Source organism: Paenibacillus periandrae (assembly GCF_022458865.1).
Lineage (GTDB): Bacteria > Bacillota > Bacilli > Paenibacillales > NBRC-103111 > Paenibacillus_S > Paenibacillus_S periandrae.
Genome location: NZ_JAJNMU010000001.1, coordinates 39,912 through 57,069 on the forward strand (window position 1 = coordinate 39,912; position 17,158 = coordinate 57,069).

17 protein-coding genes are annotated in these 17,158 nt (G+C 46.2%); 4 read left to right on the top strand and 13 right to left on the bottom strand.

The genetic code is table 11. The features are described from left to right. Positions 1–3: 3 nt before the first annotated feature. The 5 genes from asnS to LRL21_RS00190 all read right to left on the bottom strand — a co-directional run bounded on the left by asnS (position 4) and on the right by LRL21_RS00190 (position 5,590). The gene (gene asnS / locus LRL21_RS00170; RefSeq protein WP_240413741.1) at positions 4–1,302 is read right to left on the bottom strand and encodes an asparagine--tRNA ligase; all 1,299 of its coding nucleotides are present in this window, start codon (positions 1,300–1,302) and stop codon (positions 4–6) included. Between the two features lie 170 nt (positions 1,303–1,472). Further along, on the bottom strand, positions 1,473–2,684 hold the full coding sequence (locus tag LRL21_RS00175) for an acetate/propionate family kinase (protein ID WP_240413742.1): 1,212 nt from the start codon (positions 2,682–2,684) through the stop codon (positions 1,473–1,475). Further along, entirely contained in the window at positions 2,681–3,553 is an 873-nt protein-coding gene (locus LRL21_RS00180; RefSeq protein ID WP_240413743.1) for a 3-hydroxyacyl-CoA dehydrogenase family protein, read from the bottom strand. Before LRL21_RS00180 ends, LRL21_RS00175 begins: the two co-directional genes overlap by 4 nt. Before the next feature lie 171 nt (positions 3,554–3,724). Further along, on the bottom strand, positions 3,725–4,753 hold the full coding sequence (locus tag LRL21_RS00185) for a Gfo/Idh/MocA family protein (protein WP_240413744.1): 1,029 nt from the start codon (positions 4,751–4,753) through the stop codon (positions 3,725–3,727). A gap of 57 nt (positions 4,754–4,810) precedes the next feature. Then, complete coding sequence (locus tag LRL21_RS00190) at positions 4,811–5,590, bottom strand: sugar phosphate isomerase/epimerase family protein (protein ID WP_240413745.1); 780 nt, start codon at positions 5,588–5,590, stop codon at positions 4,811–4,813. A 76-nt stretch (positions 5,591–5,666) separates the two neighbouring features. Between LRL21_RS00190 and LRL21_RS00195 the strand changes: the two genes are divergently transcribed. The 4 genes from LRL21_RS00195 to LRL21_RS00210 all read left to right on the top strand — a co-directional run bounded on the left by LRL21_RS00195 (position 5,667) and on the right by LRL21_RS00210 (position 9,177). Next, a complete protein-coding gene (locus LRL21_RS00195; protein ID WP_240413746.1) occupies positions 5,667–6,524 on the top strand; it encodes an AraC family transcriptional regulator in 858 nt (285 codons plus the stop codon). 100 nt (positions 6,525–6,624) lie between these two features. Continuing rightward, positions 6,625–7,041: a YjdF family protein gene (locus LRL21_RS00200; RefSeq protein WP_240413747.1), complete on the top strand. Its 417-nt coding sequence runs from the start codon at positions 6,625–6,627 to the stop codon at positions 7,039–7,041. Positions 7,042–7,193: 152 nt separating this feature from the next. Continuing rightward, positions 7,194–8,108, top strand: a complete 915-nt coding sequence (locus LRL21_RS00205; protein ID WP_240413748.1) for an NAD(P)/FAD-dependent oxidoreductase — start codon at positions 7,194–7,196, stop codon at positions 8,106–8,108. Between the two features lie 211 nt (positions 8,109–8,319). Beyond that, complete coding sequence (locus LRL21_RS00210; RefSeq protein WP_240413749.1) at positions 8,320–9,177, top strand: DUF72 domain-containing protein; 858 nt, start codon at positions 8,320–8,322, stop codon at positions 9,175–9,177. Between the two features lie 96 nt (positions 9,178–9,273). On the opposite strand, the gene LRL21_RS00215 is transcribed toward LRL21_RS00210, so the two are convergent. The 8 genes from LRL21_RS00215 to LRL21_RS00250 form a co-directional block, all read right to left on the bottom strand. Beyond that, positions 9,274–9,807 (bottom strand): nucleoside 2-deoxyribosyltransferase, encoded by a 534-nt coding sequence (locus LRL21_RS00215; RefSeq protein WP_240413750.1) that lies wholly within the window; start codon positions 9,805–9,807, stop codon positions 9,274–9,276. Between the two features lie 33 nt (positions 9,808–9,840). Further along, entirely contained in the window at positions 9,841–11,553 is a 1,713-nt protein-coding gene (locus LRL21_RS00220) for an adenine deaminase (protein ID WP_240413751.1), read from the bottom strand. 19 nt (positions 11,554–11,572) lie between these two features. Then, positions 11,573–12,658, bottom strand: coding sequence for an ABC transporter ATP-binding protein (locus tag LRL21_RS00225; RefSeq protein ID WP_240413752.1), 1,086 nt, complete (start codon positions 12,656–12,658; stop codon positions 11,573–11,575). Between the two features lie 16 nt (positions 12,659–12,674). After that, the gene (locus tag LRL21_RS00230) at positions 12,675–13,463 is read right to left on the bottom strand and encodes an ABC transporter permease (protein ID WP_240413753.1); all 789 of its coding nucleotides are present in this window, start codon (positions 13,461–13,463) and stop codon (positions 12,675–12,677) included. 4 nt (positions 13,464–13,467) lie between these two features. Continuing rightward, positions 13,468–14,289 (bottom strand): ABC transporter permease, encoded by an 822-nt coding sequence (locus LRL21_RS00235; RefSeq protein WP_240413754.1) that lies wholly within the window; start codon positions 14,287–14,289, stop codon positions 13,468–13,470. 26 nt (positions 14,290–14,315) lie between these two features. After that, positions 14,316–15,248 (bottom strand): nucleoside hydrolase, encoded by a 933-nt coding sequence (locus LRL21_RS00240; RefSeq protein WP_240413755.1) that lies wholly within the window; start codon positions 15,246–15,248, stop codon positions 14,316–14,318. A gap of 27 nt (positions 15,249–15,275) precedes the next feature. Further along, a complete protein-coding gene (locus LRL21_RS00245; RefSeq protein WP_240413756.1) occupies positions 15,276–16,370 on the bottom strand; it encodes an ABC transporter substrate-binding protein in 1,095 nt (364 codons plus the stop codon). 191 nt (positions 16,371–16,561) lie between these two features. Next, on the bottom strand, positions 16,562–16,942 hold the full coding sequence (locus LRL21_RS00250) for a DUF2294 domain-containing protein (RefSeq protein WP_275900516.1): 381 nt from the start codon (positions 16,940–16,942) through the stop codon (positions 16,562–16,564). Positions 16,943–17,158 lie beyond the last annotated feature (216 nt).

Consider the following 17,158-nt stretch of genomic DNA (forward strand, 5'->3'; position numbering starts at 1 on the left):
CCATTAAGGATACAACCGATACAGCAGCCGCGGGAATGCAATTGTCTCCCGTACATGATCCAATCCGCAAATCCAGGCAACCGTCCGCTCCAGACCAAGACCAAAGCCGGAATGCGGAACGGTACCATATTTGCGTAAATCGAGATACCATTGATAAGCTTCCTTCGAAAGCTCATGCTGGGCAAAACGCTGCTCCATCAATTCGGGATCGTCAATCCGCTGGCTGCCGCCAATGATTTCCCCGTAGCCCTCAGGTGCGATCATATCGGCACACAGCACAACTTCAGCACGATTAGGGTCTGGCTTCATATAAAATGCTTTGATTTCTGTAGGGTAATTCGTAATAAATACCGGCTTGTCATAGCTAGCGGCTATCGCCGTTTCGTGAGGTGCACCAAAATCCTCGCCCCATGCAAATTCATGTCCGTTTGCTTGGAGAAATTGGGCCGCTTCGTCATACGATATTCTTGGAAAAGGTGCTGTGATGCTTTCAAGCTTGGTCACATCGCGCTCCAGAACCTCCAGCTCCTTGCGGCAGTTGTGCAAGACGGATTGGACGATATGCGAGACGAACTGCTCTTGGATAACGAGACTTTCCTCATGGGTCACAAACGCCATCTCCGGCTCAATCATCCAGAATTCGATCAAATGACGGCGTGTCTTGGACTTTTCCGCCCGAAAGGTAGGTCCGAATGAATATACGCGTCCCAATGCCATCGCTGCTGCTTCCATATACAATTGACCGCTTTGTGTCAAAAAGGCATCCTCGTCAAAATACTTCGTAGCAAATAAATTCGTTGTCCCTTCGCAGGAGGAAGGGGTTAGAATCGGAGGATCGACCAATTGAAAGCCGCGTTCGTCAAAAAACTGCTGAATCGCACGTATGATTTGTGCACGAACAACAAGGATAGCGCGCTGACGCGGCGCCCGAATCCATAAGTGGCGATGGTCCATTAAATAATCTACACCATGCTCCTTGGGTGTAATCGGATATTCTTCGGTAATCTGAATAATTTCAATACCCGTCACATTCAGCTCATAGCCGCCCTTGCTGCGAGTATCCTCACGCACGGTCCCTGTAACATACAGCGAGCTTTCCTGTGTTAGCTTGGCTGCTGCTTCCCAGACCTCAGTCGACACCTCGCTTTTCACAACTACACCCTGAATGTAGCCGGAGCCGTCCCTCAGCTGCAAAAACTGGATTTTGCCGCTGGAGCGCTTGTTGTGCAGCCAACAACCCATTTTCACGGTTTCGTTAGCGTGCTTCTCAACCTCTCGAATCATCGTTAAGTGTGGACTCATTGCTTGTTCCCTTCCTTCCTGAAATTCATTTACAATGCTATTCCGTAGGCTGTAATCCATATCCGCTACATCCATTATATCCATTTTCCAGCAAAAGTTTGTTCAAAAAAGTCCTCTTTTGATCGCGAAGTGTCATAACACAAATTCAAACTTGTGGTCAGATGTATTTATTATGCTTTCTGCCGAGCCGATATTAAGCGATATGTATCACGAGCAATGACCAATTCCTCATTCGTAGGAATGACCAGCACTTTTACACGTGATCCGGCGGTCGAAATATCCCGATCTCCATGCACGCGTTGTCTGTTAGCTTCCTCATCAAGCTCCAGCCCCAGAAACGTCAAGTTCCGACATACCGCTTCACGAAGTATCGATGAATTCTCACCGACTCCAGCCGTAAACACAAGGACATCCAGCCCATTCATAGCCGCGGCATACGAGCCAATATATTTACGCAAACGATACTCATACATATCAAAAGCCAACACGGCGCTCCCATCACCTGCAGCCATCGAGTGTTGGATTTCCCGCATATCACTGCTCAAACCGGAAATCGCCATTAAACCGCTATGCTTATTCAACATGGAATTGACCTCATTCATCGTCAATTCCTCTTTGCCCATCACATAAGGGACAATAGCGGGGTCAATATCTCCACTGCGAGTACCCATCATCAATCCTTCAAGCGGCGTCATTCCCATACTCGTGTCGACGGATTGACCGTTAAGTATCGCGGCGCAGCTTGCTCCATTGCCGATATGGCAGGTCACCATTTTCAGCTCCGCAAGCGGTTTCCCTATGAAGCTGGCCGCCCGTTCGCTCACATAATCATGAGAGGTTCCGTGGAAGCCATAACGCCGGACCTGATGCTTTCGGTATAAAACGAGTGGAATCGGATACAGATAAGACTTTGCAGGCATCGTCTGATGAAAGGCTGTATCGAATACAACAACCTGAGGAACATCAGGCATATTCAACTCTACCGCATTAATACCCAGCATATGCGCAGGATTGTGCAGAGGAGCAAGATCAAACAATCGCTTGATTTCCCGCTTGACCTCGTCATTGACAATCACGGAGCTGGAGAACGATTCGCCCCCATGCACGACGCGATGGCCAACCGCATCGATATCGGATGAAGCAGCAAGCACCCCGTGCTCCTTGTGAACAAGTATATCCAGCACCTTGCGAATAGCCGTAGTATGCTCCAAAATCTCGGCTACCTCGCGAATTTCAGTCCTGCCCGAAGGCTCATAGCTTAAAATCGCCGAATCCATCCCGATCCGTTCAACTCTGCCGCTGGCCAGCACCTCTTCATTAACCATATTGTACATAAGAAACTTCAATGATGAGCTTCCCGCATTAATAACCAAAATATTCATAGACGATCACCATCCCTGTCATACCGGAAAAAGCCCTGCCCAGTCTTGGTTCCGAGCTCCCCCGCCCGGACCATTTGCTTCAACAATACAGCCGGTCTATATTTAACATCTCCGAACTCGCGGAACATCCGCTCCATTGCCACAAGCACGGAATCTAATCCGAAGCGGTCTGCAAGCTCCAACGGTCCATAATGGAAGTCGTAGCCCAAACGCATCGCCATATCAATATCTTCAGCGCTTGCCACTCGCTCAGACAGCGTATGCATAGCTTCATTAATAAGCACGCAGATCAGTCTAGTCGTCACGAAGCCAGGAGATTCATAGACCTGTACACCGTGCTTTTGGATCGTCGTCTCAACAAATGTCTTCGTTTGCGAGAACGTCTCTTCAGAGGTTTTTAATCCTCTAATAATTTCCACAAGATGAATCCGGGATACCGGATACAAATAATGCATGCCAATCACCCGTTCCGGGTGCGCTGTGGATGCCGCAATTTCAGTCAGACTGAGCGTCGAGGTGTTACTTGCCAAAATGACTGGTGCCGGACACAACCTGTCCAGCTGTTGAAACAACTGCTTCTTTTGTTCCAAATCCTCACTGATCGACTCTATGACCATATCGCAGTCCGTTAGCAAGCTCATATCGGTACTTCTATGAATACGGGATAAAATCAGTTTTTTCTCAGCAGCCGTGATCGCCCATTTTTCCATCTGCTTATCCAGACTATTTTCAATATACTCCCAGGCTTGCTCCAGCTTCTGTGTCGTTCTGTCTATTAAAATCACTTCGAGGCCCTGGGCCGCCAGCATTTCCGAAATCCCCTGTCCCATGGTGCCCCCGCCAACAACACCAACCTTGTTCCATTGCATACAACAGTCCTCCTCGGACGCATGATCTCTTTCTCTATAGGAACTCCTATCAGAGTCATTATACACAACATAGGGTCGAAAAAAAAACAAGAAAATCGGCAAGTAAACAAAAAGCCCGCAACTGCCGCAGCAGCACGAGCTTTTCTATGAATCTTCTATTTAAATCTAGTCTTATACACCGTTAATAGCAACGATTGTTTTATTATCTTGTGATTCAAATGCAGCAATAATAACGTTCAGGGATTTCAAGCCTTCTTCTCCGGAAATGCGCGGAGGTGTCGAGGTTACCAGACATTCAACGAATTCATCAATCACGCCGCTCGTTACCTGCTTCTCGTTAGTCGCCATAGCGCCTACTCTATGTTTTTCTACGGAACCGTCTCTCATAAGAACAATAACTTGATCCTCGGGATCTGTGCCGATTTGCAAGCAGCCATTTTCGCACCAAAGAACTGTACTGTTATCTTGACCTTTGTAATAAGTCCAGCTTGCTACAAGCGTTCCGATCGTGCCGCTCTTCATACGCAGCAAACAAGTTGAGTTATCATCGCAGTCTGTGCCTTCCTTGTGTAAAGTGCCTACAAAAGCTGCCACTTCAACAACCTCATCTTCGAGCAGCCAACGGATCAGGTCGGATTTATGTACGCCCAGGTCGCCCATTGCGCCCATAATGGCTTCTTCTTTACGGAAAAACCAGCTGTTGCGTCCATCGATACTCCAGCCTTCCGGACCCGGATGACCAAAGGATGTGCGGAACGTTAATACTTTACCCATTTTGCCTGATTCCAGAATTTCTTTGGCTTTGACATGGGGAGGCATCAAACGTTGGTTGTGACCTACCATCAAGTACACATTGTTGGCTTTAGCCGCTTCAATCATAGCCAGTGCGTCGGCTTCGTTGGTTGCCATCGGTTTTTCAACCAGTACATGCGCACCGGCATTGGCAGCAGCGATAGAAGCAGGAGCATGCAAGATGTTCGGCAAACAAACACTAACTGCATCCGGCTTCTCGGCGCTTAGCATTTCTTCATAATTGGTGTAAGCTTTGGCTCCGTATAAATCTGCATAATGCTCAGCACGTTGATTCACAACATCACAAAAAGCAATCAATTCCACGTTCGGGTTGTCCGCATACTCAGGAATATGTCTTTTTTCAGCAATGGAACCACAACCGATAACAGCTACTCTAATTTTACTCAATTTTCTCAACTCTCCCATTCGACTATGTTGGCTTGAACAATTTATATCGTTAATTTTCTATTGTGAAAATGCAGACAGGTAATGTTCTTTCACCCATTGCAGACTCGTCTCTACACTTTCAATCGGCGGGTTCGCGCAGCGATCCTGCTCCACAATCAGCCATTCAACACCAGCATCTGAAGCCGCTTGAATGACATTTTTCAGATCAACTTCGCCTTGGCTCAGCTCGACCGTGTCCATTTGAGCCTCAGGGCCTCTTTTGAAATCTTTTAAATGCAATAATGGCAGTCTGCCTGTATAGCTTTTGATGTATTGAAGCGGGTCTTGACCTGCGAACTGCACCCAACAAACGTCCATTTCCACAAGCACATTCTCAGGAGTAGTAGAAGTATACATCGCATCAAAAACAAACTCGTCGCCGATCTTCATTTCGAATTCAAACGCATGGTTATGATAAGCAAATTTAAGTCCTGCTTCACGCACGATTTGACCTGCATGCTCAAAAAACTCGAACAGCGTTTGCCAAGCTTGCGGGCTTTGACGGTCCTCTGCGGCAATAAACGGAATGATGTAATATTCAGCACCAATCGTTTTCAGGTAAGCGATTTCTTTTTGAATGTGGGCGCGCGAATTAACGAGGCTTACATGGGCACCAATGGCTTTAAGGTTTAATTCCTGCAATAGATCTCTCAGTTCCTCAGCTTCCAAACCGCCGTAACCCGCGAATTCAACACCTTCATATCCAAGCTCTGCCACACGGCGCAACGTTCCGCGAAAATCCTCAGCCATTGCATCACGAAGCGTATACAGCTGTAAGCCAACACCCATTCTTCTCATATTGGTTAGGTCTCCTTCAAAAGTATTTGTATTTGATTCCATTGTAATCAATAATGCCCTATAATAGCTATGAACGATGTGGTTATCACATGAACGATCTGGCTACAAAATCAAACGAGGTGTTATTGTGCACTCCCATATATTATCCTGCGGTTACTCGTATCATTCACAAAAATTCACCAACAGCTATAAAGAAGGCGTAACCACCTACTTATTCCGGCTGCAAACCGAAGGCTGCTGCTATGCACAGGTCAACGGCAGTATGACATTGATTGAACCCGGCGATCTCCTCTTATTTAAGCCGGGTGATGCATATGATCTAAGGGTCGACGAGCACACGAACAAGCTGCAGCAATCCATCGTTTCGAGCGGTGACTACTATATTATGTGTAAAGGTGACTGGATTGACGAGTGGTGGGCCAATTCCAGGAAACCACAAAAGGTACGGATTGCAGTCAATGAACGTATACTTACGATCTGGCGGCAAATTATTTTGGAAAAACGACGGTTTGAAGAAGATAACAAGGAGCTTTCCGATTATTTGCTGCGCGCACTTTGCCTGTACATAGATCGTGCGATTACCGAAAACAATTCGCGTCACGGCAGCTCGTTTCTGGCGACAAGAATGAAAAGCTTTATCGAGGAACACGCCATTTTACCATTGAAAGTCGAGGATGTAGCCCAGCATGTAGGTATTAGCGTCTCCCGAGCGGTTCATCTGTTCAAGGAATGCTTCAATAAAACGATCATTCAGTACACGCAGGAAATTCGCCTGTCCACCTCGGTTGAGCGCATGGCCTACAGCTATTTAACGTTGGAGCAGATTGCAGAAACCTCCGGTTTTGGCAGCTATTCGTATTTTCACCGTGTGTTTCGTGACAAGTACGGCGTATCGCCCAAGACGTTCAGGATCAACATTCAGTCCGGTCGGTAGTCCGGGCACATAAGGGCTTGCAGTAGCAGAGCCTCCATGTCAGTAGCCTTCCCCCCTCGGGATGTCCGTCACTCTAATCTTGATTAGAGGGGGAAGCTGGATGAAGCTTACCGTATATTTTGATGACCAGCTGAAGTTGTGGGTCGGATTGATTGAAGCCGAGGAACACAACCAATTGAAGGCATGCCGCCACTTGTTCGGCAGGGAACCCAAGGAAGCAGAGATTCTCGAATTTATTCAATTCCAGATGCTTCCGCTGCTGTCAGCGACGACACAATCGATTGATGTGAAGCCACGCCGAACTGGATACACAAATCCCAAAAGACTTGCTCGCCTCGCGGCCAGAGAGCTATCTCAACGTGGAGGCTCGACTTATGCACAGCAGGTAGTTCAATTGGAATACGAGCATCGGAAGGTGGAACGACAATCACGTGCCAAAGAGCGGCGCGAAGAGCTTCAGGCTCACAAATATGAGCTCAGAACGCAAAAGGCCAAACTCAAGCACCGTGGCAAATAAAACATGAGGCAATCGCTTCCTCTCGGGAGGCGGTTGTTTTTCTACTTGCATAATGGATTCAAATCTTCTATTATGGATATTAAGGGTCTTTAATAGTTCCTATTGATCATCGAAAATAAGTTATAAATTTCAGTTTCGGGAGGACGATTATAATGGAAGCTTTACATGATGTTGGAATTATTGGTGGTGGTCCGGCAGGTCTGAATGCGGCCCTCATGCTGGGAAGAGCAAGAAAAACAGTTGTGGTCATAGATGAAGATCGTCCCAGAAATCGGGTAACACACGAATCCCATGGTTTTCTGACCAGAGATGGTATCACACCAAGCGAGTTTCGGAGAATTGCTAGGGAACAAGCAGTCGCCTATCCCTCCGTCCATTTTGTTGCAGATCGTGCGGTAACGATCACAGGAACGGATGGAGATTTTCAAATTACTACCGCCCAAGACATTACTTTTCGAGTCAGAAAGCTGCTCTTTGCAACCGGAATGAAGGATGCCCCCCTCGACATTGAGGGATTAAAAGATGTATATGGAAGCAGTGCCTTTGTATGCCCCTATTGTGACGGCTGGGAATTAAGAGATCAGCCCCTGGTGTTGATTGCGAACGGCGCCAAAGCCCATCACATGGCCAAAATATTGCCGGGATGGTCCCGCCATTATACCATCTGCACGAACGGACCTGATGAATGGACAGAGGAGCAGCGTGACGAGCTGAGGAAGCACAATGTGCCATTTTTCAATAGTCCGATCCGGCGCATTGATTCTCAGGATGGTAAAGTGCAGCAGGTTGTCCTCGAAGACGGCAACGAAATTGCGTGCACGGGGATCTTCTTTGCACCGACGCTTGTACCCGGATCAGACTTACCCGAAGCAATAGGCTGCCAAATAACAGAAACAGGGGCTGTTCTCGTCGATAGCCTCGGTAAAACCAATGTACCCGGTGTCTTCAGTGCCGGGGATTCCGCTTCAGCAGCATATCAGCTGATTGCCGCTGCCGCTGCAGGAGCGTTGACTGCGGTTACGATCAATAGCGAGCTGCTTGAAGCGGCCTGGAATAACGAAATTTAAGTTCCATCATCTATGTACATCTTCCGATAACACTATGAAATGCGGAATAAGAGAGTTTGGTCAGTTTCATACCATTCTCCAGACAACTCCCCGCTTATGGGTTTTCGATGGCGCCGATTTTGTGTAATAATAGGAACTGGCATTATTTTCTTGCCTGAATTGATATTAACAAAATCGGTTTTCCTGTCGAAAACATTGCAGAGGTGAAGTTATGATTACAATCGGCCTAACCGGATTTGGTGATCACGAAGAATTGTATGGCAAGCTGACTCAGGCAAAACGGCTGCCTACCTATAGCGAGCATTTCCCCATCGTGGAGCTGGATAGCCCATTTTATGCCGTGCAGCCGGTAAAAAACTATCTGAAATGGGTAAATGACACACCGAAGGATTTTGGATTCATCGTAAAGGCATATCAGGGAATGACGGGACACCTTCGGGGAAAGAAAAATTTTTTTGACACCGCAGACGCTATGTATGAAGCTTTCCACATCTCCATCCAACCGGTTATCGATGCCGGAAAGCTGACAATGGTTTTATTCCAATATCCGCCTTGGTTCGAATGCAGTCGTGAAAATGTAGCCATACTTCGCGATACACGGAAACGGATGGGGACTGTGCCTTGTGCGCTCGAATTTCGACATCAGAGCTGGTATGCCCCTGAATTTCGCGAGCGAACCCTTGATTTCATGAGCAAAGAGAACTGGATTCATACAATTGTCGATGAACCGCAAGCCGGAGATGGCTCTATTCCAATCGTATCCGTCGCGACCTCACCCGAGATCACCTATGTGCGTATGCATGGCCGCAATGTGCAAGGCTGGCACCAAAGCAACCATCCCGATTGGCGCAAGCTGCGTTATTTGTACAGATATAACACGCAAGAATTAACGGAGTGGCGGGACAGGCTTCTTGAGCTGGAGAAGTCCTGCAAACATATTTACGTTGTTTTCAATAACAACTCCGGCGGCGACGCAACAAATAATGCGAAGGAGCTTATGCAATTGCTCGGTCTTGAAACCCAAGCACTGCCACCCAAGCAGGCGGATTTGTTTGAGGATATTCTTTAGGGATCGGTTCGCAATAGGTTGGACAATAATCACAACGCAAAAAGCGCCATAAGTTAGTCGTTAACCTATGGCGCCCTATTATCTTCAGAATCCACTCTATTGCGCTGTCTCCGTTTGATCCTTTGCAATCTGCCTCAAACAATCCTCAAATGTACCGATCACAATCTTCACAGGAACACCGAGCATCAAATTAATCGGCATACCCAGATTTTCGATATGCATGCCCGCTTTGTCCACATATCTTCCATTATCTCCGAGACGGACATCTCCCCAGTGTTTGGCTACCTTTTCCCATATAAGAGAATCGTCGCTCATATACCCGTACAGCTTCTTGCCTAAGGCACATGCATAGCCTACCTCAAAAACGGTCCCAGAATCAGGCTCTGCCCCGCGAAAACTGTTTAAATTAGCGGCAATGATATCCGAATTTTCGATCAGCTTAATATTGGCTTGAAAAATATCGGAGGCAATTTCTCTTTTGCTCCGTCCTGGCTGCTTGTTAATCACGTTGTCCATAGGAAACAAGCCGACAAAGCCATGCTCCGCACATTCGGCTTTCAGGCTGGCACCGATCTCAAGTGCATTTGGATAAAAGACTTCAAATCCCGCTAAATAGATACGATTGCCCATGTCAAACACCTCACAACTTGTTCATAATTGGCGCTAGCCCTGAATGAGCAGAGAAACAACCTTGCCTTCATTCACATCAATAAAGCCCAAATCCGTTATTTTCAAAGCCGGACTTACCGGTAAGGAATGTGTACTGATCGACATAATCGGATTATAGTGTCGGTAACCGAGCGATTCCATAGCCTGGGTAAGCTGATGAACCTCAGCAGCGGTTTGCTCCAGCGGTTCCTCTGTCAAAATCCCACCTACAGGAAGGTGAAGATTCGCCAGCACGGTACCATTGTCTACCACACAAAAACCACCCTGATTGCGGATAACCTCATTCGCTGCAAGCATCATATCCCGTGGATTGTGCCCAACGACCAGCAGGTTGTGATTATCGTGCGAATACGTTGTCGCTATCGCACCGCGCTTGATCGTATCTCCGCCGATTAACCCGTATCCGCGATTTCCATTTTTCCCGTAACGCTCAAATGTAGCAATCAGCCCATATGGACTTTCCTCCCAGCACAGCTGGTTATCTCGAATCTCCACCTCGCCATGGTGCTCCTTTGTGAAGGTGGATCCATCCTGAACCATCATCACCCGGCATGGGTAACGGCTATCTGCTGCTTGTACGGTGACAGCGAAGTCTTGTTCCGTTAATTTCGGCAGCTTGACACTCGTGTAATAATGCTCAGGAAATGAGTGCTTACTCGGTTTGGGCAGGTATGCTTCGTGAATGTCATATACCTTTTGTCCTTTTTTGTACACCTGATCCATAATCATGCTCTTCAGATCCGACACAAGCAGGAAATCGGCAATTTTGCCGGGCGCGATGGCGCCACGATCATGCATTCTCATTCTACGTGCAGGTGTAAAGGTACTGGCATAGATCGCTTTTTCAGCGTCCATTCCCATTCCTATAGCTTTGCGAACCAAGTGATTCAGATGACCACGACGTTGAAACGAGTCCGCCATCACATCATCGGTCACAAAACAAAAATGCTCCGATACATCGTGCTCGATCAAATAATTCATGACTTCATCGGTCATCGACTTCTCCTGAATTTCGATAAACATTCCGGCATTAATCCGAGCTTCCATGCCTTCAATCGTTTGATGGGTATGATCTGAATCCACGCCGGCATAAATGACTCGGTGCAAATCCAAATCCAGCAGCTTGGGAACATGTCCCTCTATAATCAAATCCGGATAATGACTTCGAATATGCTCCAGAATGTGATTGGTTTTACTGTCCGAACTGGAAATAATATCCACATAATTCATAATTTCGCCCAAACAAGCGATTCTTTCTGTTTGCAGCAGCTCATCCAGATCAGCAATTTCGATGGACCCGCCAGCCGTTTCCAGAGAAGTGGCCGGGACTGAGCTTGGAACTGCATAGAACATATCGGCCACACATTCCTCGCTGGCTCTCAGCATCTCTTTAACCCCGGCAAGACCAAATACATTCGCGATCTCATGCGGCTCGGGTACGATCGTCGTCACTCCGTTACGTATCAATCCATAGGAAAAGGTTGCTGGTGTTACCATCGTGCTTTCGATGTGCAGATGAATATCGATGAGTCCGGGAAGCAAGTAACGATCCTCACCCTTGACAATCTCCGCCGCTTCGAACGTTTCCTGTCCACGATCGCCCATATATAGAATACGGCCATCCAGCACCGCTACATTACCCTTGATAAACTTTTTGGTATAGCTGTTAAACATTCGAACCTGTTCGATAAGTAAATCTACATGCATATGTGCACCTCCTGCTGCGTTAATCGACGATAACTAGTTTTTCCGAGGGAAACGAAAGCTGAACCCGGGAACCATTCCCGTAAGGCTCCTCCATTTCCTTATTGACCATAAAATCACCCAGCTCCGTCTTCACGACATACTGATAGCTGCGTCCAAGAAAGGTGCTAACGGTGACGAGGCCTGATACGGTATTGGTAAATTCCGAAATTTCACCATCTGCAGCACTTTTTAATGAATCGGCTGTAATGAGAATGTCCTCAGGACGAATGGCGATTTTGCGGCCCGTTGTATTTTGGGTTCCCTGATGTCTCAGCACGCGGAACTCATAATCGCTTTCCTTCAATACGATTTCCTCGTCATGATCAATCCGCCCGCTAAAATTAATAAAATTGCTGAAACCTATGAATCGTGCAACAAATTCGGACTTCGGATATTTATATATAGTTGCCGGACGATCCAACTGCTCGATAATCCCATTGTTCATAATAGCTACCTGATCGGAGATCGAGAAGCATTCCTCTTGATCATGTGATACATAAACGGTGGTAATGCCCAATTCCTGTTGAATCCGACGTATTTCTACACGCATATGAGTACGCAGATTGGCATCCAGATTACTGAGAGGCTCATCGAACAGCAGCAAATCAGGCTCAATAACAAGTGCCCGAGCGATCGCTACCCGCTGTTTTTGACCACCGGACAATTCCTTGGGAAACCGCTTCTCAAAGCCGGTCAAGCTGACGACTTCCAGAATACGGCCTACCCGCTTCCCAATTTCGGACTCTGACACTTTTCTGAGGCGCAGGCCAAACGCTACATTCTCGAATACAGACAGATGCGGAAACAAAGCGTAGCTTTGAAACACGAAACCGAAATTTCGTTTGCTAACCGGAACCCGTGTATAATCTTTCCCGTCAAAAGTAAACTTGCCATGCTTGGCCTCCAAAAAACCGGCGATCAAACGTAAGGTCGTAGTTTTACCGCAGCCGCTGGGTCCGAGCAGTGAAATGAACTGCCCTTTGTCAATATTTAAATTAAAATCACGTAAAATGTAATGCTGATGATTGTACGCAACCGACACATTTTCCAAAGCGAGCAATGTCATGAGTGAAAAACCCCCGTTATCGTTTTGTAAAGTAGCTTAATCCCAGAAGTCTTTCAATGAGGAATAATAAAACCATAGTTAAGAGCATAAGCAGCACGGAAATCGCCGCGAGCGTCGGATCAAAATGATTTTCCAAATATGATAACATCTGAATGGGGAACGTACTGACTCCCGGTCCTGTCATAAAGACGGATATTTCCACATTATTGAAGGAATCCAGAAAAGCAATGATGATAGCAGCCAAAATACCTGACTTGATATTAGGCAGCACCACTTTAAAAAAGGTTTTCAAACGGCTGGAGCCCAGACTTAATGCCGCTTCTTCAATCGAAAAATCAAAATTGGACAAGCTCGACGCGATAACACGAATCGTAAATGGGAGCATAATGACCGTGTGCCCGATGAACAGCGCAGCCATCATAGGCAGCTGGTAAGCGACAATCAAATATTTAAGCATCGTAAAGCCCATTACAATTCCCGGTATTAATATAGGAGAAATGAATAAGGAGTTCCATGCTTCCTTCCCCTTAAAATCAAACCGGCTTAACGCATAAGCGGCAGGAATCCCGATCAGCAGCGCGAGCAGGTTACCGACCAAGGAAACTAATATCGAGATTTTGAACGTATCCATAAACATTGATTGTTTAAAAATATTTTCGTACCATTTCAAGGAAAACCCCTGCGGCGGAAATTTCATGATCGTGCCCGGCTCGAATGAGGTAGCGGCGATAATAAGCAAGGGGCTCAGCAGCAGTATATAAATAAGTAATGTAAATAGGGCTAGCCCTCGATTCTTCTCCTGCATGCCCCTACCCCTTCACACTTAATTTAGTCGAAATTTTGGTCATCAAGCCGATAACTATTAAGGTAATGACCATCATGATCGTCGCAACGACCGAAGCCGAATACCAGTCATTCAAAGTAATCGCATTCTGATATAAAAAGGTGGAGATGACCCGCTTTTTGCCCCCCAGCACGGATGGCGTCGTATACGCAGTCATACTTCCCACAAACACCAAGATACTGCCAAGAATCAAGCCAGGTATGCTGAGTGGAAAAATGACTTTGCGGAATACAGTAAATCGGGAGGCACCCAGGCTTTCCGCTGCCTTGACCAGATCGGGATCGATATTCTCCATCACTCCGACCAAGGAAATAATGATCAACGGCAGGAAGAGATGAATCAGTCCGATCATCACCGCCGTCGGCGTATACAATATTTCCAGCGGCTGCTGGATCAGTCCAAGAGACATCAGGGAAGAATTAAGCAGTCCGTTTTTGCCCAGTATAATAATCCAGCTGAAAGACCTGACCACCGAGCTCGTAAGCAGCGGGAAGATCGCCAGAGCAAGCATAATCCCCTTAGTCCTGGGGCTTTGTTTGGAAACATAATAAGCAACCGGAAACCCGATGAGAATACATAAAATTGTCGTAACCGTACTCACCTGCATTGTTGTGAGCAGGATATTCAGAAAATATTGATCCTGCAAAAAATGCATATAGCCGTTGAACGTAAAATTCCCTTTTTGAAAAAAAGTTGTTCCTATCGTCATGATGATGGGAACGAGCATGAACAGGGTCAGGAATAACAGTCCCGGCAGCATTAATAAATAGACGTATTTCTTTTTCACGGAAGCTACCCCCTTTTCCCGGTTCCTTAAGTACGCAGCGTTTGCACAAACAGCCGCAAAAATGCATCGGCATCCACATCCGTACATACCCGGACATTAGGCTCCCGCTTTAATCGGTTTTGAAAATCACATATCGTTTGACCGTCGCACAGCTCACTGCGAGTCTCAATATCGACATAATAAGCATGAGTTGTAACCAGCTCAGGACGCAGGGCCACACCTACAGCCAATGGATCATGGAGCGCGCAGGCTTGAACCTGGTTTCTTTCAAAATATCGCTTCATATAATCGGAGGTGCTTTCCCTCACATAACGTCCGATCGGCGTATCACCCAGCTCTGTAATATGTGCATCACTGAGCAATGCCTGCCGTGTTACATCCAGCCCAACAAGCGTCAATGAAGGAAATCCCGCATGAAGGACGATTTTGACAGCCTCCGGATCGACATACATGTTGTATTCAGCGACTGGCGTCACATTGCCAAACCCTTTAACCACACCGCCCATGAAAATAACTTCCTTGATTTCGTGTATCAATTGGGGACGCTTCATCAGGGCCAATGCCAGATTGGTCATGGGCGCTGTCATGATCAGCGTAATCTCTCCCGGGTAACGCTGCACCTGTTCAATAATGTAATCAGGCGCAAACCCTTCCGTAACCGAAGTGTGTACCGGCATGTCACGGAGTGCGCCGCCAATCCCATCTTCACCATGTACCCGATGCTCGAAAACAGGCGGCCTTAGTATTGGCTTAGCTGCTCCTCTGACAACAGGAATCTGCTGCTCAACTCCAAGCAGCTGCAAAATTTTGCATGTATTAGTTGTCGCTGTGTCCACCGATACATTGCCATTGACAGTCGTAATCCCCACAATATCCATTTCACCGCTTTGAACCGCAAGGATGATGCCTAAGGCATCATCCACACCGGTATCCACATCGAGGATAACCTTTTTGTTCATTGTACTCTTCGCTCCCATGCTCCAGGTTTATTGTGCAAGCTCACGGTTCCAACGGTCGGTCCATTTTTTCAAGTTATCATTAACAAACTTAACGTCCAGCTTGCGCAGCTTGTTGATAACGTCGGCACCATAGGTTAATCCCTTGGCTTCCTCATCTGTCAGTCTTACTTCTTTATTGGTCGGTGACGTAATTTTGGCTTTAGCCACTTTTTCTTGTACCTCTTTGCTCAAATACCAGTTGATCAATTCTTCAGCAAGCTGTTTGTTTTTAGAACCTTTTACGACATTGATTGTGTTCATAACTGCATATCCGCCTTCTTGCGGCGTCACAAATTTAGCATCCGGCACTCCAGCTTGAAGATCCTTAAAGTAGCTGTCCATAAAAGGACCCGCGGCAACCTCGCCTTGCGCAAACATCGTAACAAAATCCGCTGTTTTCCCGTAATATTTAACGACGGATGGATTCAGCTCTTTTAATTTAGCAAAAGCCTGATCTTCATTAAAGGTACTGTTTCCTGCGATCAGCGAAGCTGCATCGATCATCATCGGACCGCTAGTTGTTGTAATACCAGGCAGTGTCAGCTTTTTAGCCAATTCCGGACTCCATAGGTCTTTCCATGATTTAATTTCTGTCTTTACCAGCTTGGGATTGTAAGCAATACCCAGTTGATTCACGGTGTAGGCCGGTCCATAGTCCGCGCCAAGTGGTGCTTTAGCAATATCATAGAGCTGATTCAGGTTAGTCAGCTTTGCAGCATCGATCTTATCGATAACCCCAGCATCAATTGCCTGCTGTGTGAAATAATCGGATAGGAACAGAACATCCACTGCCGAGCTTCCTTGCTGTACCTTATTTAATCGTTCCGCATTATTCCCGATTTCAAACACGACTTTGGCATTAAACTTTTTCTCAAAAGGTACAATCACTTCTTTATTCGTAAAATCATCATTAGCCCATGTTGAGATGACCAATTTGGTTGGCTCGCCGCTCGGCTTGGCCGCTTCCGGTGCTGAGGCTGCTGGAGTCCCGCTGCCGCTCTTCCCATCTGTTCCACATCCTGCTAAAGCTAATGCCACACATGTAACCGAAATCGCACTGCTGATCATTTTTTTCTTCATCATTTAATCTCCACCTGACCCTTTTATTAGTTTGACAAGCTATAAAAATAAAAAAGAAAAGTACTCCTGGTAGAAAAATAGCTTCTAACAAGAACACTTTTCTTTGTAAACAAAGTAAAGCGATATTTGTTGGGAAAAAAGGTGGCTACCTCTTAAGATAAATCAAAAGAGATCATTCACATATTCGATTCGTTCTAAGCTTGTCTGACAATGATGTTCGTAATCGCCCATTGCGTATGTGGATCATAATCTCTCAAAACCGCTTCCATATCCAGCTTAAGCTCTTCTTCCAGCCGTTCTTTTAATTTCTTCTTATAAATCGAAGACATATAAAAATCGACTTCATACTTAAGATTGGGAGCCTCCCCCTCTAATGCTGCGGAACGGGGTGATCGTCGATGCCTCGCTACAAATGTAATCAACTGATTATCAAAGGTAACTTTTAATAAGGTTGTTCCAAAACCGAATAACTCCTTGGAAATATCATTATAAATGTGACACAGCTGCTTCTTGCCTTCATTAGTATCTAGTGAAAGAATGTGATCACCTTCTATAACGATTATTACACTTCTCATCTGCCCAAACTTAATGTTAGGTAATGTAACGTAAAATTAGACTTTATTCGGTATGTAAGTTAATATTATATGAAGATTGGGTATATATCAAGGGCATTTTCGTTATTTCCTTAAATTCACCTTTGATTATGGTATTATTATCCATTTTGGGTGTATCTATTGTAATAAATCTTTATTTGGGGTTATAATTAGACTACATGCTCGTAAATTACCGAA